Below are 23,344 nucleotides of genomic sequence, written 5' to 3'. Positions count from 1 at the left end.
CCTTATATAAACAAGCCGACAATCATATCAATTACCTTAATTCCAATGAACGGAACGATAACTCCGCCAAGCCCATAAATAAGTAAGTTTCGGCTAAGCAATGCATTAGAACTCATCGGTTTATATGCAATACCTTTCATCGCTAACGGAATGAGTAATGGAATAATAACAGCGTTAAATATTAATGCTGATAAAATCGCTGACAGTGGTGATGTTAATTTCATAATGTTCAATGCCTCCATTTGCGGAATCGCAAGTGTAAACATTGCTGGAATGATTGCAAAATATTTCGCTATATCATTCGCAATACTAAACGTCGTTAACGCACCTCGCGTCATTAACAATTGCTTACCGATTCCTACAACCTCAATAATTTTCGTCGGATTCGAGTCTAGATCAATCATGTTCGCCGCTTCTTTCGCTGCTGTCGTACCACTATTCATCGCTAATCCAACGTCCGCCTGTGCTAATGCCGGCGCATCATTTGTACCATCACCTGTCATCGCTACAAGCTTCCCTTTATCTTGCTCTGCTTTAATAACAGCAATCTTATCTTCTGGTTTACACTCGGCAACGAATTCATCTACTCCTGCTTCTTTTGCAATCGTTGCTGCTGTTAACGGATTATCACCTGTACACATAACCGTTTTAATCCCCATTTGGCGCAACTGTTCAAAACGATCACGCATACCCGGTTTTACTGTATCCTTTAAATAAATTAAGCCATAAATACGATTATCTACTGCAACTACAAGTGGTGTTCCGCCCTCTTTTGAAATTAAGTCTGCTTTTTGATTTACATCTTTCGGAATTGTTCCGCCTTGTGACTCAACCCATTCAATAACGGCACCTACAGCACCTTTTCTCACTTTCGTTCCGTCTTGTAAATCAACACCACTCATTCTCGTTTCTGCTTTAAACGGAACAAACTCACCTTGTTCTGCAAGTTCTCTATTATATGATATAGATTTTCCCTGCACATACTCGATAACAGATCGGCCTTCTGGTGTTTCATCTAAAACAGAACTAATAGCAGCCCACTTTCCAACTTGCTCAATCGTTTCATTTCCTACAGGTAATAATGTATGAGCCATTCGGTTCCCAAAAGTAATCGTACCTGTTTTATCTAAAATAATTGTATTAATATCGCCCGCAGCTTCTACTGCTTTCCCTGACATCGCTAACACGTTAAATTTTGTTACCCGGTCCATCCCAGCAATACCAATTGCCGATAATAGCCCACCAATTGTCGTTGGAATTAAACAAACTAATAATGCAACTAGCACAGCAGTATCAATTTGAAAACCTAAATAATTTGTAAAAATCGGCAACGTCATAACGACGATCAAGAAAATAAGAGTTAAGCTCGTTAATACTGTATTTAAAGCAATCTCATTCGGCGTTTTTTGACGAGCAGCTCCTTCTACTAAAGAAATCATTTTGTCGATAAATGATTCACCAGGATTACTCGTAATGACAATTGTAATTTCATCACTTACGACCATCGTTCCACCTGTTACGGAACAAAAATCACCGCCTGCTTCTTTTATAACAGGAGCTGATTCCCCTGTAATTGCAGATTCATCTACAGATGCTAACCCTTTGATTACTTCACCATCACTTGGAATCATTTCTCCTTGTTTTACGATAACAACGTCACCTTTTGTAAGATCAGTTGCTGAAACTTGGACAATGTCTCCATTTTCTTTTACAACATTTGCAAACACATCTTTCTTCGACTGCTTTAAAGAATCGGCTTGCGCTTTACCACGACCTTCTGCTAATGCTTCTGCAAAATTCGCAAATAAAACTGTAAATAATAGAATGAGAGAAACTGTTATATTAAACCAACCTGGTATACTACTAGAACTACTTGGAAGAAAAGATAAAATGAACGTAATGATAAATCCAATTTCCACAACGAACATAATCGGATTCTTTATCATGACTTTCGGATTCAATTTCGCAATGGATTGCTTCATCGCATGTGTTACGATATCACGATCCATCGTTTTCGCTTGTCTAACTTCATCTTCTACAGCATGTATTTGTGACTCATTTAATTGTTTTTCTTTTACTACTACCGGTCTCATCATTTACCCTCCATTACTTCAATGTAAGAAATTCTGCAATTGGTCCGAGTACTAACATCGGGAAGAATGTTAATGCACCGACAATTACAATTGTTCCGATGAAGATGCCACCAAATAAACTATTATCTGTACGGAACGTTCCGACTGTTTCTGGCACTACCGTTTTTTCTTTCAACGAAGCTGCCACAGCTAGCATCGTAATTAAACTGAAGTAACGTCCTAAAAACATAACTAAACCAGTCGTAATATTCCAAAACGGTGTATTATCTCCTAATCCTTCAAATCCAGATCCGTTATTCGCAGCTGACGATGTATATTCATATACAACTTGCGTTAAACCGTGGAAACCGGAATGAGAAATAGCATCCGTCCCTAAATTTGTTGAAAGAGCTAATGCCGAAAAGCCTAAAATGAGCAATGGATGAAATAAAATCGTGACCGCAATTAATTTCATTTCCTTACCTTCAATCTTTTTACCTAAAAACTCTGGTGTCCGTCCAACCATTAACCCAGATATAAACACTGCAATAATTGCATACATAATAATATTTACAAAACCTGCTCCAACGCCGCCATATACTGTGTTTAACATCATATTTACAAGTGGAACTAAACCGCCAATTGGTGTTAACGTATCATGCATCGTATTAACGGCGCCTGTTTCAGCAGCTGTCGTTACCGTTGCGTATAGTGAAGAAAATACTGTTCCAAATCGTACTTCTTTCCCTTCTGTACTTCCTTGTACATGTTCGATACCCATTCCATTTAATGCCGGATTCCCGTTTAGTTCAGATGTCGTAATTGTTATAAATCCTAGTAAAAACACCATAAAAAGTGAAACGAAAAGGATGCGACCTTGTTTTTTATTTCCTACCATTCGTCCGTACGTAAATGGAAGTGCTGTTGGTAATAACATCATAAGCATCATTTGCAAAATATTACTCATTTGTCCTGGATTTTCAAAAGGATGCGTAGAGTTTGCTCCGAAAAATCCACCGCCGTTATTTCCAAGTTCCTTAATGGAAACGAATGATGCAACAGGTCCACGTAATATACTTTGTTTTGCCCCATCAATCGTTTGTGCTGTAACCGCTCCATCTAACGTTTGCGGTACGCCAAGTGCGACAAAAACTAGTGCCGCAATAAATGCGATAGGAAGAAACACTCTCGTTAACGCTCTCGTAAAATCAACGAAAAAGTTACCAAGTTCTTTTCCAGCAAGTCCTCTTATAAAAGCCATAACGAGCGCCAATGTCGTTGCTGGTGCCGCAAACATTAAAAATGTAATCCCGATTAATTGTGATAAATAGGATAAACCATTTTCACCGCTATAATGCTGTAAGTTTGTATCAGCCATAAAACTAATCGCTGTATTAAAAGCGAGCGTAGGCTCCATCCCTTCAATATGCGCTGGATTTAGCGGCAACACACCTTGTAATCTGAAAATGAAATATACAATAACAATCATAAATCCGTTGAGTAAAACTAATGATAATGCGTACTGTTTCCACGTTTGATTGTATTCTTTTACACCCGTAATTTTAAAAATAAGTTTTTCAAAAGGCCCGAATACTTTATCTAGCATTTTGCTACCTTGAAAAGCTTTTTCTAAATAAATCCCCATTGGCTTTGCTACTAAAATAAACAAGAGCATTGTAATAATGACTGCAACCCAAATCATAATGAATGATTCCCCCTAATTAAAACTTCTCTGGATTTAATAATGCATACACTAAATACACTGTAATTGCTGCGACAATAACCGATAAGACAATCATCATGATTGCTTTCCTTCTTTCACAACTTTATCTGACCAACTTGCAAGACTTGCCATTGATGCAACTAATAAAATAAAAATCCCGACCATTACAACATCTAACATAGCTATCCCTCGCTTTGTTTTTTGTTAAAATTTACCATTTGAATATTAAAAAAGAACACTGAGCTCTACTCAGTGTTCAAAAAATGAACAACAAAAAGTAAACCTCCTCTCTAAACGCTTACGAGGTTAGCTGTCGGATTCGGGCCTAAAGAGTAGCCCTACTTTCAAAACTGAAAGATTCACCCCAAGTGACGATGCACAAAATTGGTTCCCCCGCTCCATTTCTGGAACTCAGCGATTTTAGGTTTTTTTGGAAATTTTATGAATGATTTATGAGAGTAAATATACTCCTCTATATTTCACTTGTAAAGGGTTAAATTACTGAAAATAATAATATTTACATCCATTTAAACGCTTACATCGAAGATTATTACTATTATTTCATCTATTTTCTTTATTTCTCTTCTCTTTTCTTAAAAATGACCTTTTAAATATGAAATAAAAAGAGCGAATGAGATGAAGTGCATAGCTTGTTGCACTCAGCATTCGCTCTTTTTATTCAACCTTTATTCTCCTCGTAAAAATGCACGTAAATTTCTCCCACGAATATAAACTTGTGTCAATTCTGCATGTAGCTGCTCATACTCGGTAATATCCACCTCTAAATACAAAGCATCTTTTGATGGTAATATAATATACGGCCCTGGAAAAAGGGGATCGATCTTAACCAATTCTTGAACTCGCTCTACCGATACTGCCCAACGATTTGCTATATCTCCAAGTAATAGTACCTTCATCATTTCTTCCCCCGCCCTATTCAAAAAAATAAAAAAGAAATATTATCACAATTTGTAAACACGACAAACTTAGCTCCAATTGTTTCATAGAGCCTCGCTGGATATCGTTTATTCCTTGTAACAACAGTAATAGGTGCTTGAAAAGAAAAGCGAATGTGTTCTGTGAAAAAACTAACGATTGGAAGCTCATCCCCTAGTAAAATCACCTTCTTAATACACTCAAAAATACTAGTAAAGTCCTGCTCCTTACTGCAGCTATAAGTCCAATCAAAACCCACAATTCCTAACTTCAGCCGCTATCTCTTCATTTGCTGTAAAAATAATTAACTCATGTTGAAATGATACTAGATCTCTTAAACTATCTACCTTACTTTCTTCTCCAACACAAATAAGTGTTAGTTCCATGTACCTCATCCTCCTTAGTATAAAAGAAATCAAACATAAATTGATATTCCCCTATACTAATCAGATCGATGAAGTGATGTATCCATCATGGCACCGTCCTCTCTCAAGACGCTTACGAAGTTAGCTGTCGGATTCGGACTTTGAGAGTAGCCCTACTTTCAAACTTGAAAGATTCACCCCGAGTGACACTGCACAAATTGGTTCCTCCGCTCCATTTTTGGAATTCAGCGATTTTAGGATTTTTTGAAAATTTTCAAAAATGATTTATGAAAGTAAATATACGCCTCTATATTTCACTTGTAAATAGGTAAATTATCTAGAATAAGAAAACATCTCATTATTTAAACGCTTATAATATGTATTTTTAATACCCTTTCATCTGTTTTCTTATCATTTCTTTTTTCACAGAAATGATATTTTACATACAAAAAAGCAAATGTATATAAGCACCTATCTTAGGTGTCCTTAACATTTACTCTCTCTTTCTTTCAAAATTTATCCCGCGAATGCAACTTACAAAAATTCTGCACGTAAGGTAATATCCGCCTCTAAATATATCGTATTTTATTATAACGATATAATATATAACTTCAAGAATATTATATACTCACAATCTAAACTACACTTGCAAAAAAACTCAAAAATATTCTTCCTTTAATTTTTTTGCAAGTGTAGCAAGAGAATTACAATAGGTAAACAAACTGATTTTATTTATTTTCTTAATCCTACGATAGCCGTTAGCCTATAATGTAACTTATCATCCAATTCATTAACCCATGTTTTTTATTTAACAATTTTCATCTCATTCAAAGGCCAATAAACAACATTTGTTTTTCCAATAATATTATTTGCCGGTATAAAACCAATATCGCGACTATCTTTACTACCACGGCGATTGTCTCCTAATACAAAATAATGCCCCTCTGGAACTATAGGACTAAGAGTTGATGGCAATGTTTTTATATTAAAGTCATCAGTAAGTAACTCCTCCCTTTCCAAATCTTTCTTTTGACTCTCCAAATAAGCCTCACTATATTTTTTACCATTTATATATAGCTGGTCATTTTTATATTCAATATAATCCCCTGGAAGGCCTATAATACGCTTTATATAATTCGTTCCATCTTTATGCTTGAATACAGAAATATCAAATCGTTCTAGACCATTTAATTTGTATCCAATTTTATTCGCTACCATTCTATCTCCGTCCTGAAGAGTTGACATCATTGAGCTTCCCTCAACTACTACAGGAGTAAACATAAAGTGGCGTAGCAAGAGAATCAATATAACTATTATTAAGGGTAGAATCCAACTTCCTTGTATTCTTTTTTTAGATTCATATGGCTCATTTTTCCTCATTATCTACCATCCCTTCCACCTTTGAAAAACCTATAAAAAATTTTCAAGTCAATATTTTTTAGTAAACCTTTCCATCTACTATATTTATTATTCCATCACACTGTTTCGCAACCCTATCATCATGGGTTACAATTAAAATAGTTTTTTTCTGTTCTTGATGTATACTTTTAAAAATGTCTAAAACTTGCTGACCTGTTCTTTGATCCAATGCTCCAGTTGGTTCATCAGCTAGAATAATATCTGGATTGTTAATCAATGCTCGGGCAATTGCCACACGTTGCCGTTGTCCACCTGATAAATTATATGCATATTCAGATGCCTTTTCCTTCATACCAAGCCTTTCAAGTATTGATAGCACTCTTTCTTTTTTATTAGTTTTGTCCTTACTATATAGAATTGGAATTTCAACATTTTTCATAACAGTGTAGTCCTCAATAAGTGCAAAATCTTGTACAACAAAACCAAAGTGCTCATTTCGTATAGTAGCTAATTTCCTTCGATTTAAAGATTGCAATTCTTGATTATACAACTTATAAGTACCCATACTCGGGATATCTAAGCAACCAAGTATATTCAACAATGTAGATTTCCCTGAACCTGATGGACCCATAATCGCTAACATACTACTTTTTTCTATTTTCAAGTCAATATTTTGAAGAACTTTCACTTCATTGGCCTTCGATTTATTATAAACTTTTGAAATATTATTCAGCTCAATCATTTATTCTTTTCTCCTTAATATGTCACTTATCTGTAAACTAAAAAGTTTAATAAAGCTAGGAATACATGTTATTAAACAAAGAAATAAAATCGCTCCTGAAACCCCTAATACTATGAAAGGTTGATTGGATACTAGCACAGAAATAATAGAAGCAAGGATCCAAACAATAAATATTTGTAAGAAAATCCTTAATGCAATATCCGATCTGTTTCCACCACAAAAAATATGAATACTAAATTCTCTTAAATTTTTTCTAACAAATTCTAATGTATTAATAATAACTAATGAAAAGGCAAAAATAATTACCCATATTGATATAAACAAAAATACACCTACAGATTTTTTGGTAGACATCTCCATATACTTTGAGACGCCACCTACATTATTGAAGTTATAATTATATAGTCGTGATTTTTCTGTAATATTTCTAAGTTCTGTTATATCATTTTTATTCTTTGTTATAATTGTTGCATTTTCAAGATAGGTTTCATATGCATAATTTCCATTCACATACATATTATCAAATTTTGTAACATCCATTGGTATTAATACCGTGTCATCCAGCTCTATAACACCTTTGCCGGATGATATATCAACGAAACTTTGTCCTTCTTGTAAAAAACCAACCACCTTATACTTTAAATTATCTATATTAACAAACTCATCATTGATATTCATAAACTTTTGATAAGAATGCCCCAGTACAACTGGTATACTCTCGTTACTTGTATACTCCCAATCGGAATCAAAAAATTCTCCCTTTGATAAAGCTAAATCAAAAACATCTATAAAACTATGTGAAATAGCTAAACTTTTATAGGCTTGAACCTTAGTTTGTCCTTGCTCTATTTCAACGGAAAGAGAATTTTGTGGAATACCCTTTATTTCTATATAATCTTCAATATCAGAAAAAATTGTATACTTCTCATTTTCATTGACATATGTATATAAATCTTTCATAATACTTTCTTCATATTCGCCACCTACATACTTTTCTTTTTCTGCAAGTGATACATAATAAACATTAGAAATATCAAATGTCTTAGATAAATAGTTAAACGCATCTTGCTTTTTATACATTAAAGAGAAACATTCCGTAATTAACAATGTGATAATCATAATCTGAGTAAAAAACAAAATAAAATAAAGCTTTTTCCTCCAAATATCTTCAAGAGCATATTTTAATTGAGTTGACATCTTCCTACCTCATTATCTTGATTAATTGTTTCCTTTGATTAATAAACAACATCGGGAACGTGTAAAATATATCCATAAGAAAGAATAGTATGATACCTACAACGATTGATTCCAAACGAAATACAGTATTATACGGTAATAGGTTTAAAACATCAGTAATCAGAAATGTTATCGAGCTTCCAATTATGATCCCTATTACTCGAATAACTAGCATATTAGTATAAACTCTTAATAATAAACTTGTTTCTCCCGCACCTGATAATCGCCTAACAAACATCTCACGCTTATATTTTTCTACCCATGAAAGCACGATAGTAAATCCTGATACAAATAGCATCGCACTAGTTCCAAGAAATATAAAAAGCGCATATTTTTGGTTTAATAGATTATTTATCCATGTTTGCTTAACCTTTTCATAAGAGATTGTAATTGTATTATCTGTTTCTTGTATAGTAGTTAATAAATCCTGTATAAGGGACTCACTATTTCCTCCTGCATCCAAGAAATACTCTCCCTTTATTGATTCTTTTGGGGTTGCTTCTAACGACGACTCAAGATTCGCTACTACATTAGTAAAAGTATCAATATAGCCAATTACTTCATACTCCCTACCATCAAAGTAAAAGTACTTTTTACCATTTTTAACAACTTGATCATCTTTGTTCCAAACATTAATATAAGCTTTTCCCTTCTCCACGCTATACATAAAAGTATTTTCATTTGAAAAGCTTAATCGACTAGCTTCTTGCGGTATATTCTTATAAAATGTAAAATTGGCACGTTGTTTATTTAACCATGATAGTAAGTCTTGGTTTGTAAAATTTGTTTCTACTTCATTTTGGTTAATAGAAATCCGATACGTATTTTTATTAATATTATTTGACATCTGTTCTTCTACAGATAAAATCATCGAAATTCCGCCAGCAATAGTCCCAAATACAATGAATGTAAAAAAAAGAGGTAACCATGATTTTTTTATTATTTTAGACATTATACTCATTATCCTTCACGTCTTTATCATGTTTAATAATAAAGTTATTCTTTATAAATGAAACTATTTCTAACAGTAATGTACATACTGTTAGAAATAGTTTTGTAAAAGACTAAACTAGTATCTCCAACTATAGTTTGTATAAGCCGTGTTGAATGGATTATTGACTTTTGATAATTTCTTTGTCCATCCTCCTCTCTTGGCATAATTGTTAGCTGACTCATTAAAACTGCCTTCTTTTAAAGTTACTTTAACACCCGTCACTACTTTATTTTTGTTTGTACCATAAGCACCAGTACCTTTGTGACCAACTTCGTTAAACCCTTGAATGTAAACAGTGGCACCAGAACCCATAGAAATATGCTGTAGTCCCATTGCTTGTGCTGAAACAGCACCAGTACCTATAATCCCTAACGTCGCCGCACCAACAATAAATGTCTTCATTTTTTTCATTTTCATGATAAACCCCCATTCAATAATTTTATCATTACGTTTTATTAGTATTATATATAGATTAGTAGTTGTAAATTATACTTCACCAATAATCCCAGAGAAAATACTAGTCAAATATAATCATTTGTTCTAAATAATCTAAATTAATAATAAAATTCGCAACAACTTAATAATAAATTAACATCTTTTAAAAGTAAAGGAATAAATTACATTTTTTACTATTATTTTAAAAAGCATCCTTTTTTTACCTATATTAGTTTTTTTAGATTATCGAACAAGGCAGGCAGTTGATATGAAATATATAAAATAGTTTCCGAGGGGGAACTGTGGAGTAATTATCAGATAGTAATATGAAGGAGTACGTACAAATTATTAGTGTTTATAAAAGACTTTTCAATCTTATAAATGTAGCAGTGAAAATATTCGTCTCATCTATTTGCTTCGTTCAAGAATAATCTATGTTCTATGAATTCAGCCTTGCTTAAAACAATATATTCTCTCACTATTTTTTTATTAAACTGTTATATTTTACTGCTATTTCTATTTTCTCCTCGAAAAAAACAAGCCCTCCATCCTCTTAGAAAATATAAGGGATAGAGGATTTAATTGTCTTCAAAATTCATTTCTTTATGCTTTTGTTATACTCAACTTATATGCAAAATGATTCGTCGGCCCATGGCCACTACCAATATTCAACGGCTCTTTAATTGCTATACTAATAAATCGTTTTGCTTCTTGAACAGCATCTTCAATTGAGTATCCTTTCGCAAGTCCTGCTGTAACCGCTGAAGCAAATGTACACCCACTTCCATGCGTTTGCTTTGAAGGAATTCGCTCGCTTCTAAACTCAATAAATTTTTCTCCATCAAAGAGGAAATCAATTACTTCATTACCTTGATATTCTGCATGTCCGCCCTTCATAAGCACATATTTAGCACCTAATTCGTGCAATACTTTTGCAGCTTCCTTACTATCTTCAACATTATGAATCTCCATCCCAGTTAACACTTCTGCTTCTGGGACATTCGGTGTTATAACAGTTGCTACTGGTAATAAATATTCTTTTAATGCTTGCACTGCTTCTTGCTGTAATAATGATGCACCGCCTTTTGCAATCATAACGGGATCTAGCACAATATTATTCCAGCCAAACTTTTTAATTTGTTCTGCAACAATTTGAATTATTTCACTACTAAATAACATTCCTAGTTTCACTGCATCTGGTGTTAAATCCGTACCAATTGAATTCAGCTGTTCTGTAATACCTTCTAACGGAACAGGATATACCCCTTGAACGCCAAGCGTGTTTTGAGCAGTAATTGCCGTAATAGCCGTCATTCCGTATACACCAAGCTCTTGGAATGTTTTTAAATCTGCCTGAATTCCAGCACCACCGCCGCTATCAGACCCTGCAATTGTTAAAGCTTTATTCACTTTCATCCCCCTCATCCTTTTCTATCCAAAATAGCGATGATAAATCGTTTTTGCTTCGCTTATATCTTTCGTTCCATGTACGAGCACACGGCCATCTTTAAAGGCGACTAACCTCTTGTCTTCAACAGAAAATGATAGTAAATATGGATTTACATTTAAATCATTCACGCGACCTTCCAGCAATTCTTTATATTGTTCAAAATTCATTTCCTCTTTATGAGGTGGTCTAATTTGAACTGTATTTCTCCCGCATAAAACTGCTGTTTTCGATGTGTTTTCTTTATTTAAATACGGGTATATCGCATTCTCTCCGCACGAAGGACAATTGTGTTTACGAAGCTTTTGCACATTCATACATGAATATTCATTCTTCCATACATCAAATGACACAAGTCCATCTCGCAGTGATTCGTAATCTTCTACTAACAGTTTAAGAGCTTCTGTTACTTGATGAGAAACGACGAGAGATACAGCAGGTGATATAATACCCGCTGTATCACATGTTGCCCCGCCAAGCGGAATCGACTGTAATAAACATGATAAACATGGTGTTTTACTAGGAAGGATTGTGTAAGAAAGACCGTAACTACCTACACATGCACCGTAAATCCATGGAATAGAATATTTTTGTGCTATATCATTCACAATAAAGCGTGTTTCAAAATTATCAGTCGCATCAATAATTACATCAACATTTGTAACAAGTTCTTCTAGCTCTTCAGCTGTTACATCTTGAACGAGAGCTTCTATTGTTACATCACTATTGATCTCTTCTAAACGTTTTTTAGCCGCTATAGCTTTTGGAAGATTATTCTTTACGTCGCTCTCTGCATACAATTGTTGTCTTTGTAAATTACTCCAATCTACATAATCACGGTCAACAATTGTTATCTTGCCAACACCTGCTCTTACAAACATCTCTGCATTTGCACTACCTAATGCACCTGCACCGATAATAAGCACATGCTTTTCTCTTATCTTTTGCTGTCCTTCTTCTCCAATTGGAGAAAATAGTTCTTGGCGAGAATATCGATTATTCAACTACGCTCATTCCTTCTAAAGGACTACTTGCAGTTGCACAACGCTTACGTGCAATACGACCTGCTTCAAAGCCTAAACGTCCTGCCTCAATACTTAATTTCATTGCTTGTGCCATTTTAATAGGATCTTTTGCTCCTGACACAGCCGTATTTAATAACACACCATCCGCTCCTAATTCCATTGCAAATGCCGCATCAGCTGGACTACCAATACCGGCATCAACGATAACTGGTACTGTCGCTTGTTCAATAATGAAGCTCAAATTTAATGGATTTACAATACCAAGCCCTGAACCGATTGGTGATGCTCCTGGCATAATCGCATGCACGCCAAGCTCTTGTAATTTACGTGCTAATACAACATCATCAGATGTATACGGAAGTACGATAAATCCTTCTTCTAGTAACATTTCAGATGCCTTTAACGTTTCTACCGGATCAGGTAATAACGTTCTATCATCACCAATAACTTCTACCTTTATCATGTCACAAAGCCCAGAGGCTTTTGCTAATTTTGCAATACGAACAGCCTCTTCAGCGTTTTTTGCCCCTGCTGTATTTGGTAATAACGTATATTTTTTCACATCAAGTTTCTCTAATAAATTAGGTTGCTTTGCATCAAAGATATCCATACGACGTACTGCAAACGTTAAAATTTCAGCTTCAGAAACGTCAATTGCCTTTTGCTGCACGTCAAAATCAGGGAATTTACCTGTTCCTAATAAAAGTCTAGAATGAAATGAAAATGGTCCAATGTTTAACATAATCAACCGCCTCCTACGAAAGTTACAATCTCAATTTGGTCTCCATCAAAAACAGATGTATCTGTATGATCATCTTTTTGTAAAATATCTTTATTACGCTCTACTACAACAATTCTGTTATCTAGCTCTAAATGTATAAGTAGCTCGGCTACTGTTTTTACACTCTCTGGCACTTCAATTTGATTACCATTAATTTTCAAATTCAAACTTCCATCCCCTTTCTAAACCGTTTTAGAAAGCAATGAATCTAGCAAATAATTCTCTTGCTTTCCTTCTATTAAATCAGCCATATATTGGCCAGAAACAGGACTTAATAAAATACCGTTTCGATAATGGCCCGTGCAAGCATATAAACCTTTTATTTCTTCATGCTCTCCCATATAAGGAGCTTCATGATTCGATTGTGGTCGTAATCCTGCCCACGTGCTTTCCCATTCTGCTTCTTTTAAAGCTGGCAATATTGTATAAGCACGCTCTAATATAGAAGTTATACTTTCTGGCTGCACAGTTTTATTGAACGTATGTGGCTTCATTGTTGCCCCAATTACGTAACGTCCACCGCGCTTTGGAGTAATGTAAAATCTTTCTTGAAAAATAGGTGCTTTTAAAAGTTGTTTTCTACTTTTTACCGCAACCACTTCTCCTTTAACTGGATATGTACCCCAATCACGGTGAAAATAACTGAGTAACTGCGTACTCCATGAACCTCCTGCAATAACGACTTTCTCACATGTGACAATACCTTCACTTGTAATAACTCCAGTCACTTTATTATTTTCAATACGGATATCAAATACTTCTGTTTGCTCATATATATCCGCACCGGAAATTGTCGCAGAATGTGCAAATGCTTTCGTAAGCTCTGGTGCAATAACATGACCGTCTTTCGGATAATATACTGCTCCTATAATAGATTCGGATAGATATGGCTCTTTTTCCCGCACATGGTCTCCCGTTAGAAAATAAGAATCTTCACCTGTTTTCTGCTGCCAATCCATAATGTGAAGAATTCTTTCCTTCTCATCTGCATTTTGAGCAATACGATAAATTCCTTTTTCTTCATATCCAATATCAATACCCGTCTTTTCACGTAAAACTGCTGCAAGTTGTGGAAATATAGCTCGGCTTTCTCTAGCAAGTTCAAATAGCGGATCATACGCATCCCATTCTGCTTGAACACCAAGTAAACCAGCAGCTGCTTTCGAAGCTTCCGATGCAATTCTTTGCTTTTCTACAATCGCTACTTTATGTCCTCTTTCTGCTAGAAAATGTGCAACTGAACTACCAATTACACCACCACCCATAATCGCTACATCATACTTCTCACACATGTTTTTCCGCCCACTTTCTTATTGATTCCTTATAAGACTTCGCTTTGCTATACGGGTTACTACTACTTAAAATTCCAGACATAACAGCAATTCCACTTACTTCACTTGCCAGAATATCCTTTGTATTCTCAGGAGTAATCCCTCCAATAACTATAATTGGTATCGATAAGCTCCTTGCAATGTCCGAAATTTCTTCAAGCCCTCTCGCTGGCACACCTTTTTTACAATCTGTCGGAAATACATGGCCATAAACGAGTGAATCCGCTCCATTTTTAAATGCTACTATCGCTTCATCTAGCGAATGCACAGAATAACCGACATGCAAATAAGAAAACTTTTCTTTCACTGACTTTACATCTGTGCTTCGATATCCTAGTTGAACACGAGGAATATTTAATAAAATTGCAATATCAATTCGATCGTTTATGACAATTTTAGAAGCCGGAAAGCCCTCCATTAACAGAATTTCCACACCTTCATATAATTCCTTTGTACTCTTCTCACGCTCACGAATATGCAAATAATCAATCTCACTCTCAATTTGCATCGCTACATTCACTAACTCTTCGAATGGCATATGGCCATTTGAGATTACGTGGAGCTCATTTTTCATATTCATTCGCCTACTTTAAAATATTTTCGAATAGTTCATCGGCTGGGACGGTTTCTTTTGTCATTCCTTTGTCCTTCAGCCACTTATTTTGTTTCTCCCAAGACTCTTTTGAATCTGATAAGAATGGCTCATCTTTCGTTTCCATCTTCTCTAATAAAATTTTCATACTTTCCTTTTCAACTTCTGGCACAAGTGGGAAGTTTTCTTTTTCTTGATGATTTAATAAAATATTTAATGCTTCATCTGGATTTTTCTTCATGAAATCATAGCCTTTTTTCGTACCACGTAAGAAGGCTTGCAACGCTTCTTTATCTTTTTTCAACGTTTTATCACCTGTTACAAATACAAGCTCATGATAATTCGGTACACCATAATCTGCTGGATTAAAGTACGCTGGTTCATGACCTTCATGACGCATAACAGGTACTTCATGGTTAATGTATGCCCCTGTTACCGCATCCACTTTTTTCGTAATTAATGCTGGTACTAAATCAAAGCCAACATCGACTACTTTCACTGTATCTGGATTACCACCAGCTTCTTTTACCATCGTTTTTAAATACATCTCACTTAAAGGTGTTCCAGAATATCCCACTGTTTTCCCCTCTAAATCTTTTGGCGATTGAATGCCTGCTGACTTCAGTGATACAACATGATTTAATGGGGAACGTACGACAGCTCCAATTGATTTCACTGGAATTTGTTCGTTTGCTTTTGCCATAACAACATCTGGTTGATAATATAGGCCAACCGTTACTTTTCCTGCAGCTGCTAAAGTTAATGGGTCAGTCGGATTGGAAGGGAATTTAATATTCACCTTTACTCCTTCTTCTTTAAAGTAGCCTTTTTCAATTGCTGCATAAATAAAGCTATGTACCGCATTTGGGTACCAATCAAGCATGACCGTTATTTCTTTTTTACTCTTATCTGATGCTGAATTACTAGAACATCCAGCAATCATTGCAACTAATAATGTAAACACAAAGATGCGTTTTAATAATTTCATGAATGCTTCCTCCAACTAATGAATTTCTTTTCTAATATCGAAATAAGTATGACGAAGAAAATAGCTAATAACGATAACAATACAATGGGTGCAAATACACCTGCTCCGTCTAACTGCGTCATCATTCTTTTACTGAAATATCCTAGCCCAGCTTGTGCACCGAGCCATTCACCAATTGCTGCCCCAATTACACTAAGCGGAACTGCGATTTTTAAAGCTGAGAAAAAAGAAGGAAGAGCAGACGGCAATTTTAATTTAAGAAAAACATCTTTTTTCGTTGCCCCGTATGTAACTAAAAGCTCTTCCCATTCTTTTTTCGTACTGCGTAGTCCATCATACGTATTGACCGCAATCGGGAAAAACGTAATTAAAACCGTAACAACGACTTTACTCCAAATCGTATATCCAAACCATAAAACGAAGAGCGGAGCAAGCGCTGTAATAGGAATCGTTTGTGAAGCGACTAATAATGGATAAAATGCTCTCTCCATCCATGTACTCGCATTCATTAACATCGCTAGCCCTACCCCAAGTACGATAGAAATTGCCACACCTATTAAAACGACATATAATGTTGCCGGCAAATGAACCGTAAATAATATATCTTTTAGTTTCCATATCTTCATTACAATTGCAGACGGTGACGGTAAAATGTACATTTCATCTACAATTATTGCTCCTACTTCCCAAAGGGCAAGTAAGATACTAGAAAGTGTAAGAGCAGGTAATAGCTCCTTCAACCGGTTCATCATACGAGTACCTGCCTTTGTAACATACTAAGAAGCTCATCTTTCAGCGCCAATACTTCCGGTTTATATAAATCTTTTCGTGTTCTGTTATGATCAAGCGGCACTATCCGCTCAGTCAAAGTAGTTATCGGCTGCTGCTCCACTACTAAAATTCGATTAGAAAGAAACAATGCTTCTTCCACATCATGAGTAATAAATAAAATTGTTTTTTCCCACTCTTTCCATTGTTCAAACAGCCATTCTTGCAAAGATGCCTTCGTTAAAGCATCCAACGCGCTAAACGGCTCATCTAATAACAATATCTCCCCGCCTGTTAATAAAGTTCGAATAAAAGATACACGTTGTCTCATACCCCCAGATAAATCTTTCGGATATTTTGTCTCATACCCTTGTAAACCAAATTTATGCAATAGTTCCTTTGCCTTTACTTGTGCTTCTTTCTTCGGCACGCCTTGGCATTCTAATGGCAAAGCAGCATTCTCAATAATCGTTCTCCACGGCAAGAGCATATCTTTTTGAGGCATATACCCTACAGGATGGCTCTTTGTTTCTATCAGCTCTATCTGACCAGTACTTACTTCTTCTAAACCTGTAATAAGGCGAAATAAAGTACTTTTCCCACATCCACTCGGTCCGATAATACTTACAAACTCTTTATCTTGTATAGAAGCATTTAATTCATTGATGATTGGTTTCTCATCATAATGAAAACAAACATTATGAAATTGTAGTATGTTCTTGCTCCTCAAATCCCCACATCTCCTTACGATAGGACATATCCCAGAATAAATATTCAAATCGACTGGAATATAGGAAAATCTCCTCTAATCGGTCAAGCTCTTTTTCAGACTTTCCAACTGCCATTTCATTTAATAAATCTATTAACCAAATACAGAGGTTGCCGTATTCTTCAGAACTATATCCTTGAATCCACTCACCAAAGAATTCATGATCCCTTGCTCCCGGAATATCATTTAAACGCTTTCCAATCTCCCAATAGCTCCACATACACGGAAGAAGTGCTGCTATTAATTCTGCAAGTGTGCCATTTTGAGATACAGACATCATGTAATTTGTATAAGCTAAATTTTTAGCAGATGGCTTTGCAGACTCTATCTCCTCTATAGAAATTCCAAGTCTTTTTGCATACTGTTTATGGATTGTCATTTCTCCATTTAATATTCCATCAATTTGTTCAGCAAATTTCCCCATAACTTGTGGATTCGTTGCCTTTACAACACCGATAGCATATAACTTTGCATAATCTAACAAGTATAAATAATCTTGAATAATGTAATACTGAAACTTATCTTTTTCTAACGTACCATCCCCCATACCTACTACAAATGGATGATTATGACTCATCTCCCAAACTGGTTGTACAGTTTCTAATAATCTATCGCAAAATTTCATTTCTCTATCCCCTTCCAGTATGTGTATATAAATAAAAAACCACTTCTCTATATAAGAAGTGGTTACAGCCAATAAAATTATAATTTATTCGTTGTTCCACTTCCCTTCGCTAGTATTACCTAGATCAGGTGTTATAAGGGTTAAGGATTATTCCTCTCTCAGCACAACAAGCACCCCTAGTGGTTTCAATATGAAATTTTCAAATAAAAAAGCCCCGTTTCTATACGCAAAAAACGGGGACTCATTATTAGTGTCCGAATTGCTTCCCTACGCTAGCATAATCTAGATCAGGTAATAAAAAGGATCAAAGACTTAAGGTCTTACTCTCAGCTGGCAACACCAGCTCTCCTAGCAAACTATAAAATTATCACTGTCAGTATAACACCGTAATAAGACATCATCAACTTTTTTAATTTTCTTAATTATCAACATAATATCAAAGTTATACAATACATACATTCTATTTTAGAAAATAAAACACCAATTAATTGTATAAAAAGGAATCATTATCCTCAAAAAATTTATTTTTATATTGATTTCATATTACATTTATGTGAATACACCCACTATATTATATCTTTATACTATAATAAAATTACAACTATACAACTAGAGGAGGTCTCTATTCCATGAATATGAAAGCTACTGCTTTAACAGCAACTACTGTAGCGATTGCTTCTTTACTTCCTTCTATGGGTGAAACAAATGTACAAAAAGCAAACGCTGAACAATTATCTAATATTAAAACTGGGTATGTCAAAGTCGATCAAGTAGCATTACATACAGAAAATAACGTAAAAAGCACATCAATTGATACAATTCGCTTTAATACAAAAGTGAACATCCTTGAAACAACTAATGGTTGGTATAAAGTATCTGTTCATAATAAAGTAGGTTATGTACAAAAAGATGCTATTTTACTAAAAAACAAACTTCAATCTAATGATCAATACATCGTTAATGCTAATGCATTAAACGTTCGCTCTGAACCTAATTTAGAATCTTCCATTTTAGATGTATTACCAAATGGCAAGTTTATTACCGTTCAAGAAGATCAAGGCGAATGGTATAAAATCTCACATAATGGCCAAACAGGTTACGTACAAAAAGCATTCATCTCTAATGGTTCACAACCCTTAGTAAAAGGAATCACCGTTCAAAATAATACAAAATATACCGTTGCAACACCTAATCTAAATGTACGTAGCAACGCTAGTACAAGTAGCGCTCTACTCGGTTCATTACAAAACGGTACACAAGTACAAGTAGTAGAAACTGTAGGAACTTGGTATAAAATTCGTTTTGGCACAGGATACGGATATGTAGCAAAACACTATGTAGTACAAAATCAACCACAAGCTAAAACAGATCAGCCTTCATCAATTCCAGCTGCTTTCAAATTCCCCGCTCAAGGAAGAATTAGCTCAACCTTTGATATACGCTGGGAACAAATGCATTATGGTATAGATATTGCCGCTCCAGGAAACGTCTCTATCCAAGCTGCTGCTGCAGGTAAAGTTGTGAAATCTTATTATTCAGCTAGCTATGGCAATGTTGTTTTCATTGCGCATCAAATCAATGGGAAATTATATACAACTGTTTATGCTCATATGAAGGATCGCACTGTACAAGCTGGTGATCAAGTACAAACTGGACAATTAATAGGTCATATGGGAAACACAGGTCATTCATACGGGCAACATCTTCATTTTGAATTACATAATGGAGAATGGAATTTTGAAAAAACAAATGCAGTAAATCCACTGCCATATTTAGTTAGGTAAATTGTATGCCACGCAATATACCTCTTATAATTGAATACGTAGCCTTTTTAGGTTTAATCTGTTGTTTAATCATTTACAATACAAACATTGTATTTTTATCTATTATTATTGCTTTTGTTGCATTAGAAATTATGATGGAATCATTTCAAGTGCAACTAAAACAAAAAATTGCCCATATTTATAATGCTATTTTTCTTTTAAGTGCTCTCATAACAAATATAATTAGTAATGGCTTTTATTTATCTACTGTATTTCCAGTATTCTTTATGGCTGTTTTATTATTTGTAGCTAGATATATTAATGTCCCTTATAACCAAAAACAAAAACAAGAAGCTTAGAAAGAGGAGACACTGTGTACCAATCTTTCAAAGATACTCCAATAAAATACATATTGAATTTGTATAAGAAAACCAATACTTTTTTTGGTATACAAGGAAGTTATACTGCACAACTCCTCCTATATGGAATGCTTTTTCTTGTCTTAATCACTTTCTCCTTGTTTTACTAACAAAAAAGGATCTCACATAAACTGGAGATCCTTTTTAATTTATATGAATTTTTCATATCGAAAATATTGTTTATCCACAAGCATATTTTTCATAAATAAAGCTCAGATTATATTTTTTCTCTAAACTCATTCGTTGTTCGTCATCGCACCAATAGAAAAGAATATCATGAATCGTTGCGTAACGCTTATTTTTAAGAAATAGCCTAAAGAATGATGGTAAACAATCATGTAATTGTATAAATATATAATTGCGTAGTATTTCTTCTTTATATTCAATGCCCTTACAAATATACAGTAATTCTTCACAATAATATGCATGCTGTGGAACTTGTATCATTTCGAAAAATGGCACATAAGATAGTAGCTTTCCAATAAAATGACCGTATCGATCCATTACTCCTATCGTCATATGCTCCATCATTTCTTTCATCACATATAAATAATCATCTACATGCGTTGTCTTTAATGGGTCTAAGCGATCGAAAATTTGAGATAATACAGCTCTTTGACATGCTAAAACTGCCTGACTAGGTCCATAATATGATAGGAAATCTGTACACTTACGATATTTCCGTAATAAATCATGTGTATACAAATCATATACAAAAGTATTACAATACATCGCTAAACTCATCATATCACTATTTAATTGCTCTTTTGATAATGATTTCGCTCTCTTGCACATATAAAAGAATGTAAATTCCAATACTTCTTTATGAGATAATAAATGTTTACAATCGGTTATACACTTCTCATTAAATTTAACTCTATCCCAAATTTCAATATCCCTATCTGTCAATTCACCTATACGATATTTAATAATTAAATAATTTAAAGCAACTGATTGCGTCAAAAGATCCCATGTTTCATATTCCAATGAAGTATGAACAAACTCAGCTAATCCTTGCGCTATCATAAAATCATTTGCCTCTTCATACCAACCAATCTCTTGGCATAAGCGAAGAATACGCACTAAAGTTGGAATTTCATCTTTATGAAACTGCGGTAATTTCTTTGCTTTATTCATGCCATATACGATAAATGACGCTAAGTTTTCTTCTTTATAAAATTCTTTCTCTTTCCATACTAATATAGTTCGTTCTTTCCCCTCACCTTTTGGGTGACAAGGTACAAGCAAAGAAAATAATTCAGCGAAATTATTTGGTTCTATATATGTATCTGTAACCAAATTCCAATTTGGATCGCCCTGTACAGCCTTCATATAATTCCCCTTCCCTTTTCATCTATGTAGGAAATATTAATTTATTATCGCGCCACTAAAAATTAATATTGTTATATTCAAAATCTCTCATAATACTTATATCTATCAGTATATCATCTTTTCTCTTATTAAAAATGAAGAATAACAAATTTTAAAAAACTGTCGAAATTATTAACCACATACTTATTATATAATGTCTCAGATACATCACGCTAACATATTAGTTTAATCCATATATGCTAGAATAATGTATCTGAACTTTATATATAATTTAGCTCTTTATGAGTGACCATCAGACTCTCGGTTAATGAAAGTTTCAATTTACTCTGTATGCTCTGAGATTTCGCTCAAGGCAAATCCAGCTTGATCATCTGCTGATTCCCTTATAGCTAAATCTCCTAGTGCTAACATGCCAATAAGTTGACCACTATCAACTACTGGTAATCGTCTAATTTGATGCTGTGCCATTAGCTCTGTAGCTTTTTCAATAGAATCATTTGGGGAAACTGAGATAATATTTGTTGTCATCACATTTGTAATTTTATTAGATCCAGGATGTTTTTCAGCAATCCCTCGAACGACTAAATCTCGATCAGTAACAAGCCCAACAACTTGCTTATTTTCAACAACTGGGATTAATCCAACTGATTCTTCCTTCATTTTAACAGCTGCCTCATATACATTGTCTAGCGGTGTACAATGTACAATATGGGTACTCATTAAGTCTCTAACTCGTGTCATTATTTATTTCCTCCTTTTTATACATACCATAGCTTTTCCAAAATCCCTTTATTTATTTCTGGAAAGTAACGTAATAAAAAGGATTAACAAAATAAAAAAGAGCCAGCATAATGCTGACTCTTTTTTGTATGACCCGTACGGGATTCGAACCCGTGTTACCGCCGTGAAAGGGCGGTGTCTTAACCACTTGACCAACGGGCCATGGCTCCGCAGGTAGGACTCGAACCTACGACCGATCGGTTAACAGCCGATAGCTCTACCACTGAGCTACTGCGGAATAATATATGGTGGGCCTAAATGGACTCGAACCATCGACCTCACGCTTATCAGGCGTGCGCTCTAACCAGCTGAGCTATAGGCCCATATACTTTACAGGGGCAGTAGGAATCGAACCCACACTGGAGGTTTTGGAGACCTCAGTTCTACCTTTAAACTATGCCCCTAAATGATGCCGGCTAGAGGACTTGAACCCCCAACCTACTGATTACAAGTCAGTTGCTCTACCAATTGAGCTAAGCCGGCATAAAAAAATGGTGGCTCGGGACGGAATCGAACCGCCGACACGAGGATTTCAGTCCTCTGCTCTACCGACTGAGCTACCGAGCCAACATAAATGGCGGTCCCGACCGGGGTCGAACCGGCGATCTCCTGCGTGACAGGCAGGCATGTTAACCACTACACCACGGGACCATTTGGTTGCGGGGACAGGATTTGAACCTGCGACCTTCGGGTTATGAGCCCGACGAGCTACCGTGCTGCTCCACCCCGCGACAATATAAAGTTTTAAAAAATGGAGGAGGTAGAGGGATTCGAACCCCGCGCGACTCTCGCCGCCTGTCGGTTTTCAAGACCGATCCCTTCAGCCGAACTTGGGTATACCTCCATGAAGGGAAAAATATTT

Annotated in this window: 24 protein-coding genes, 9 tRNA genes, 1 pseudogene and 4 riboswitches; of the genes and pseudogenes, 2 read left to right on the top strand and 32 right to left on the bottom strand. The window is 35.1% G+C overall.

Annotation, left to right across the window (positions count from 1 at the left end; genetic code table 11):
* Window positions 1–2: 2 nt before the first annotated feature.
* From kdpB to tenA, 21 genes and pseudogenes are all read right to left on the bottom strand, one after another.
* Window positions 3–2,093, bottom strand: coding sequence for a potassium-transporting ATPase subunit KdpB (gene kdpB, locus AXW78_RS03770; protein WP_001247994.1), 2,091 nt, complete (start codon window positions 2,091–2,093; stop codon window positions 3–5).
* Window positions 2,094–2,106: 13 nt separating this feature from the next.
* Window positions 2,107–3,774, bottom strand: coding sequence for a potassium-transporting ATPase subunit KdpA (gene kdpA, locus AXW78_RS03765; RefSeq protein WP_000638318.1), 1,668 nt, complete (start codon window positions 3,772–3,774; stop codon window positions 2,107–2,109).
* Window positions 3,775–3,793: 19 nt separating this feature from the next.
* On the bottom strand, window positions 3,794–3,871 hold the full coding sequence (gene kdpF, locus AXW78_RS03760; protein ID WP_223153441.1) for a K(+)-transporting ATPase subunit F: 78 nt from the start codon (window positions 3,869–3,871) through the stop codon (window positions 3,794–3,796).
* Window positions 3,871–3,975 (bottom strand): SipW-dependent-type signal peptide-containing protein, encoded by a 105-nt coding sequence (locus tag AXW78_RS03755; RefSeq protein WP_000887894.1) that lies wholly within the window; start codon window positions 3,973–3,975, stop codon window positions 3,871–3,873. The genes kdpF and AXW78_RS03755 overlap by 1 nt, the downstream gene beginning before the upstream one ends.
* A 101-nt stretch (window positions 3,976–4,076) precedes the next feature.
* Window positions 4,077–4,222, bottom strand: a riboswitch (cyclic di-AMP (ydaO/yuaA leader).
* Window positions 4,223–4,481: 259 nt separating this feature from the next.
* Complete coding sequence (locus AXW78_RS03750; protein WP_002163849.1) at window positions 4,482–4,715, bottom strand: hypothetical protein; 234 nt, start codon at window positions 4,713–4,715, stop codon at window positions 4,482–4,484.
* 17 nt (window positions 4,716–4,732) lie between these two features.
* A pseudogene (locus tag AXW78_RS34750) lies at window positions 4,733–5,117 on the bottom strand (hypothetical protein).
* A 93-nt stretch (window positions 5,118–5,210) separates the two neighbouring features.
* Window positions 5,211–5,357, bottom strand: a riboswitch (cyclic di-AMP (ydaO/yuaA leader).
* A 543-nt stretch (window positions 5,358–5,900) separates the two neighbouring features.
* Window positions 5,901–6,476, bottom strand: coding sequence for a signal peptidase I (gene lepB, locus AXW78_RS03740; protein WP_001230620.1), 576 nt, complete (start codon window positions 6,474–6,476; stop codon window positions 5,901–5,903).
* A gap of 58 nt (window positions 6,477–6,534) precedes the next feature.
* On the bottom strand, window positions 6,535–7,197 hold the full coding sequence (locus tag AXW78_RS03735) for an ABC transporter ATP-binding protein (RefSeq protein WP_000571593.1): 663 nt from the start codon (window positions 7,195–7,197) through the stop codon (window positions 6,535–6,537).
* On the bottom strand, window positions 7,198–8,394 hold the full coding sequence (locus AXW78_RS03730; RefSeq protein WP_000107177.1) for an ABC transporter permease: 1,197 nt from the start codon (window positions 8,392–8,394) through the stop codon (window positions 7,198–7,200).
* 4 nt (window positions 8,395–8,398) lie between these two features.
* Window positions 8,399–9,385: a hypothetical protein gene (locus AXW78_RS03725; protein WP_000034766.1), complete on the bottom strand. Its 987-nt coding sequence runs from the start codon at window positions 9,383–9,385 to the stop codon at window positions 8,399–8,401.
* A gap of 117 nt (window positions 9,386–9,502) precedes the next feature.
* A complete protein-coding gene (locus AXW78_RS03720) occupies window positions 9,503–9,844 on the bottom strand; it encodes a hypothetical protein (protein WP_000782480.1) in 342 nt (113 codons plus the stop codon).
* A gap of 621 nt (window positions 9,845–10,465) precedes the next feature.
* Complete coding sequence (thiD, locus tag AXW78_RS03715) at window positions 10,466–11,278, bottom strand: bifunctional hydroxymethylpyrimidine kinase/phosphomethylpyrimidine kinase (RefSeq protein ID WP_000867380.1); 813 nt, start codon at window positions 11,276–11,278, stop codon at window positions 10,466–10,468.
* A gap of 15 nt (window positions 11,279–11,293) precedes the next feature.
* On the bottom strand, window positions 11,294–12,313 hold the full coding sequence (gene thiF / locus AXW78_RS03710) for a thiazole biosynthesis adenylyltransferase ThiF (protein ID WP_061883791.1): 1,020 nt from the start codon (window positions 12,311–12,313) through the stop codon (window positions 11,294–11,296).
* Window positions 12,306–13,076, bottom strand: coding sequence for a thiazole synthase (gene thiG / locus AXW78_RS03705; protein WP_000931981.1), 771 nt, complete (start codon window positions 13,074–13,076; stop codon window positions 12,306–12,308). The genes thiF and thiG overlap by 8 nt, the downstream gene beginning before the upstream one ends.
* Before the next feature lie 2 nt (window positions 13,077–13,078).
* Window positions 13,079–13,282, bottom strand: a complete 204-nt coding sequence (gene thiS / locus AXW78_RS03700) for a sulfur carrier protein ThiS (protein ID WP_001049504.1) — start codon at window positions 13,280–13,282, stop codon at window positions 13,079–13,081.
* A gap of 15 nt (window positions 13,283–13,297) precedes the next feature.
* Window positions 13,298–14,407, bottom strand: a complete 1,110-nt coding sequence (thiO, locus tag AXW78_RS03695; protein ID WP_061883790.1) for a glycine oxidase ThiO — start codon at window positions 14,405–14,407, stop codon at window positions 13,298–13,300.
* Window positions 14,400–15,020, bottom strand: coding sequence for a thiazole tautomerase TenI (gene tenI / locus AXW78_RS03690; protein ID WP_061883789.1), 621 nt, complete (start codon window positions 15,018–15,020; stop codon window positions 14,400–14,402). The genes thiO and tenI overlap by 8 nt, the downstream gene beginning before the upstream one ends.
* A gap of 10 nt (window positions 15,021–15,030) precedes the next feature.
* Complete coding sequence (locus AXW78_RS03685) at window positions 15,031–16,026, bottom strand: ABC transporter substrate-binding protein (RefSeq protein WP_000771333.1); 996 nt, start codon at window positions 16,024–16,026, stop codon at window positions 15,031–15,033.
* Window positions 16,023–16,775 carry an ABC transporter permease gene (locus tag AXW78_RS03680; RefSeq protein WP_061884830.1) on the bottom strand — a complete coding sequence of 251 codons (753 nt, stop codon included), beginning with the start codon at window positions 16,773–16,775 and terminating at the stop codon, window positions 16,023–16,025. Before AXW78_RS03680 ends, AXW78_RS03685 begins: the two co-directional genes overlap by 4 nt.
* Window positions 16,775–17,524, bottom strand: coding sequence for an ABC transporter ATP-binding protein (locus AXW78_RS03675; RefSeq protein ID WP_001256780.1), 750 nt, complete (start codon window positions 17,522–17,524; stop codon window positions 16,775–16,777). Before AXW78_RS03675 ends, AXW78_RS03680 begins: the two co-directional genes overlap by 1 nt.
* Window positions 17,493–18,188, bottom strand: coding sequence for a thiaminase II (gene tenA / locus AXW78_RS03670; RefSeq protein ID WP_000666825.1), 696 nt, complete (start codon window positions 18,186–18,188; stop codon window positions 17,493–17,495). The genes AXW78_RS03675 and tenA overlap by 32 nt, the downstream gene beginning before the upstream one ends.
* Before the next feature lie 84 nt (window positions 18,189–18,272).
* Window positions 18,273–18,376, bottom strand: a riboswitch (TPP riboswitch).
* 59 nt (window positions 18,377–18,435) lie between these two features.
* Window positions 18,436–18,548: riboswitch (TPP riboswitch) on the bottom strand.
* Window positions 18,549–18,817: 269 nt separating this feature from the next.
* Here tenA and AXW78_RS03665 point away from each other — a divergent pair.
* The gene (locus tag AXW78_RS03665) at window positions 18,818–19,972 is read left to right on the top strand and encodes an SH3 domain-containing protein (RefSeq protein ID WP_001056039.1); all 1,155 of its coding nucleotides are present in this window, start codon (window positions 18,818–18,820) and stop codon (window positions 19,970–19,972) included.
* 5 nt (window positions 19,973–19,977) lie between these two features.
* Window positions 19,978–20,310 (top strand): hypothetical protein, encoded by a 333-nt coding sequence (locus AXW78_RS03660; RefSeq protein WP_001137823.1) that lies wholly within the window; start codon window positions 19,978–19,980, stop codon window positions 20,308–20,310.
* A 240-nt stretch (window positions 20,311–20,550) separates the two neighbouring features.
* Here AXW78_RS03660 and AXW78_RS03655 read toward each other — a convergent pair whose 3' ends face one another.
* The 11 genes from AXW78_RS03655 to AXW78_RS03605 all read right to left on the bottom strand — a co-directional run bounded on the left by AXW78_RS03655 (window position 20,551) and on the right by AXW78_RS03605 (window position 23,326).
* A complete protein-coding gene (locus AXW78_RS03655) occupies window positions 20,551–21,702 on the bottom strand; it encodes a DUF3965 domain-containing protein (RefSeq protein ID WP_061883788.1) in 1,152 nt (383 codons plus the stop codon).
* A 321-nt stretch (window positions 21,703–22,023) separates the two neighbouring features.
* Complete coding sequence (locus AXW78_RS03650; RefSeq protein ID WP_061883787.1) at window positions 22,024–22,443, bottom strand: CBS domain-containing protein; 420 nt, start codon at window positions 22,441–22,443, stop codon at window positions 22,024–22,026.
* Window positions 22,444–22,572: 129 nt separating this feature from the next.
* Window positions 22,573–22,644: transfer RNA gene (locus AXW78_RS03645), tRNA-Glu, on the bottom strand.
* A gap of 1 nt (window position 22,645) precedes the next feature.
* Window positions 22,646–22,720, bottom strand: a tRNA-Asn gene (locus AXW78_RS03640).
* A gap of 8 nt (window positions 22,721–22,728) precedes the next feature.
* A tRNA-Ile gene (locus tag AXW78_RS03635) sits at window positions 22,729–22,805 on the bottom strand.
* A gap of 10 nt (window positions 22,806–22,815) precedes the next feature.
* Window positions 22,816–22,886 (bottom strand) — tRNA-Trp (locus AXW78_RS03630).
* Window positions 22,887–22,892: 6 nt separating this feature from the next.
* A tRNA-Thr gene (locus AXW78_RS03625) sits at window positions 22,893–22,965 on the bottom strand.
* 9 nt (window positions 22,966–22,974) lie between these two features.
* Window positions 22,975–23,049, bottom strand: a tRNA-OTHER gene (locus AXW78_RS03620).
* 8 nt (window positions 23,050–23,057) lie between these two features.
* Window positions 23,058–23,133 (bottom strand) — tRNA-Asp (locus AXW78_RS03615).
* A gap of 3 nt (window positions 23,134–23,136) precedes the next feature.
* Window positions 23,137–23,213, bottom strand: a tRNA-Met gene (locus AXW78_RS03610).
* Between the two features lie 21 nt (window positions 23,214–23,234).
* Window positions 23,235–23,326 (bottom strand) — tRNA-Ser (locus tag AXW78_RS03605).
* Window positions 23,327–23,344 lie beyond the last annotated feature (18 nt).

This window comes from Bacillus thuringiensis (assembly GCF_001595725.1).
GTDB lineage: Bacteria > Bacillota > Bacilli > Bacillales > Bacillaceae_G > Bacillus_A > Bacillus_A thuringiensis_K.
Note: the sequence above shows the minus strand (reverse complement) of the source record. Positions and strands in the feature narration are given on the sequence as shown.

Coding starts and splice junctions, on each gene's coding strand:
- thiG (WP_000931981.1), bottom strand. CDS start 13,076: ATGTTAAACATTGGACCATTTTCATTTCATTCTAGACTTTTATTAGGA.
- AXW78_RS03685 (WP_000771333.1), bottom strand. CDS start 16,026: ATGAAATTATTAAAACGCATCTTTGTGTTTACATTATTAGTTGCAATG.
- tenI (WP_061883789.1), bottom strand. CDS start 15,020: ATGAAAAATGAGCTCCACGTAATCTCAAATGGCCATATGCCATTCGAA.
- AXW78_RS03730 (WP_000107177.1), bottom strand. CDS start 8,394: ATGTCAACTCAATTAAAATATGCTCTTGAAGATATTTGGAGGAAAAAG.
- AXW78_RS03650 (WP_061883787.1), bottom strand. CDS start 22,443: ATGACACGAGTTAGAGACTTAATGAGTACCCATATTGTACATTGTACA.
- AXW78_RS03725 (WP_000034766.1), bottom strand. CDS start 9,385: ATGTCTAAAATAATAAAAAAATCATGGTTACCTCTTTTTTTTACATTC.
- AXW78_RS03720 (WP_000782480.1), bottom strand. CDS start 9,844: ATGAAAATGAAAAAAATGAAGACATTTATTGTTGGTGCGGCGACGTTA.
- thiD (WP_000867380.1), bottom strand. CDS start 11,278: ATGAAAGTGAATAAAGCTTTAACAATTGCAGGGTCTGATAGCGGCGGT.
- lepB (WP_001230620.1), bottom strand. CDS start 6,476: ATGAGGAAAAATGAGCCATATGAATCTAAAAAAAGAATACAAGGAAGT.
- tenA (WP_000666825.1), bottom strand. CDS start 18,188: ATGAAATTTTGCGATAGATTATTAGAAACTGTACAACCAGTTTGGGAG.
- kdpA (WP_000638318.1), bottom strand. CDS start 3,774: ATGATTTGGGTTGCAGTCATTATTACAATGCTCTTGTTTATTTTAGTA.
- AXW78_RS03665 (WP_001056039.1), top strand. CDS start 18,818: ATGAATATGAAAGCTACTGCTTTAACAGCAACTACTGTAGCGATTGCT.
- kdpB (WP_001247994.1), bottom strand. CDS start 2,093: ATGAGACCGGTAGTAGTAAAAGAAAAACAATTAAATGAGTCACAAATA.
- AXW78_RS03750 (WP_002163849.1), bottom strand. CDS start 4,715: ATGATGAAGGTACTATTACTTGGAGATATAGCAAATCGTTGGGCAGTA.
- AXW78_RS03755 (WP_000887894.1), bottom strand. CDS start 3,975: ATGTTAGATGTTGTAATGGTCGGGATTTTTATTTTATTAGTTGCATCA.
- AXW78_RS03660 (WP_001137823.1), top strand. CDS start 19,978: ATGCCACGCAATATACCTCTTATAATTGAATACGTAGCCTTTTTAGGT.
- kdpF (WP_223153441.1), bottom strand. CDS start 3,871: ATGATTGTCTTATCGGTTATTGTCGCAGCAATTACAGTGTATTTAGTG.
- AXW78_RS03655 (WP_061883788.1), bottom strand. CDS start 21,702: ATGAAGGCTGTACAGGGCGATCCAAATTGGAATTTGGTTACAGATACA.
- AXW78_RS03680 (WP_061884830.1), bottom strand. CDS start 16,775: ATGAACCGGTTGAAGGAGCTATTACCTGCTCTTACACTTTCTAGTATC.
- thiO (WP_061883790.1), bottom strand. CDS start 14,407: ATGTGTGAGAAGTATGATGTAGCGATTATGGGTGGTGGTGTAATTGGT.
- AXW78_RS03735 (WP_000571593.1), bottom strand. CDS start 7,197: ATGATTGAGCTGAATAATATTTCAAAAGTTTATAATAAATCGAAGGCC.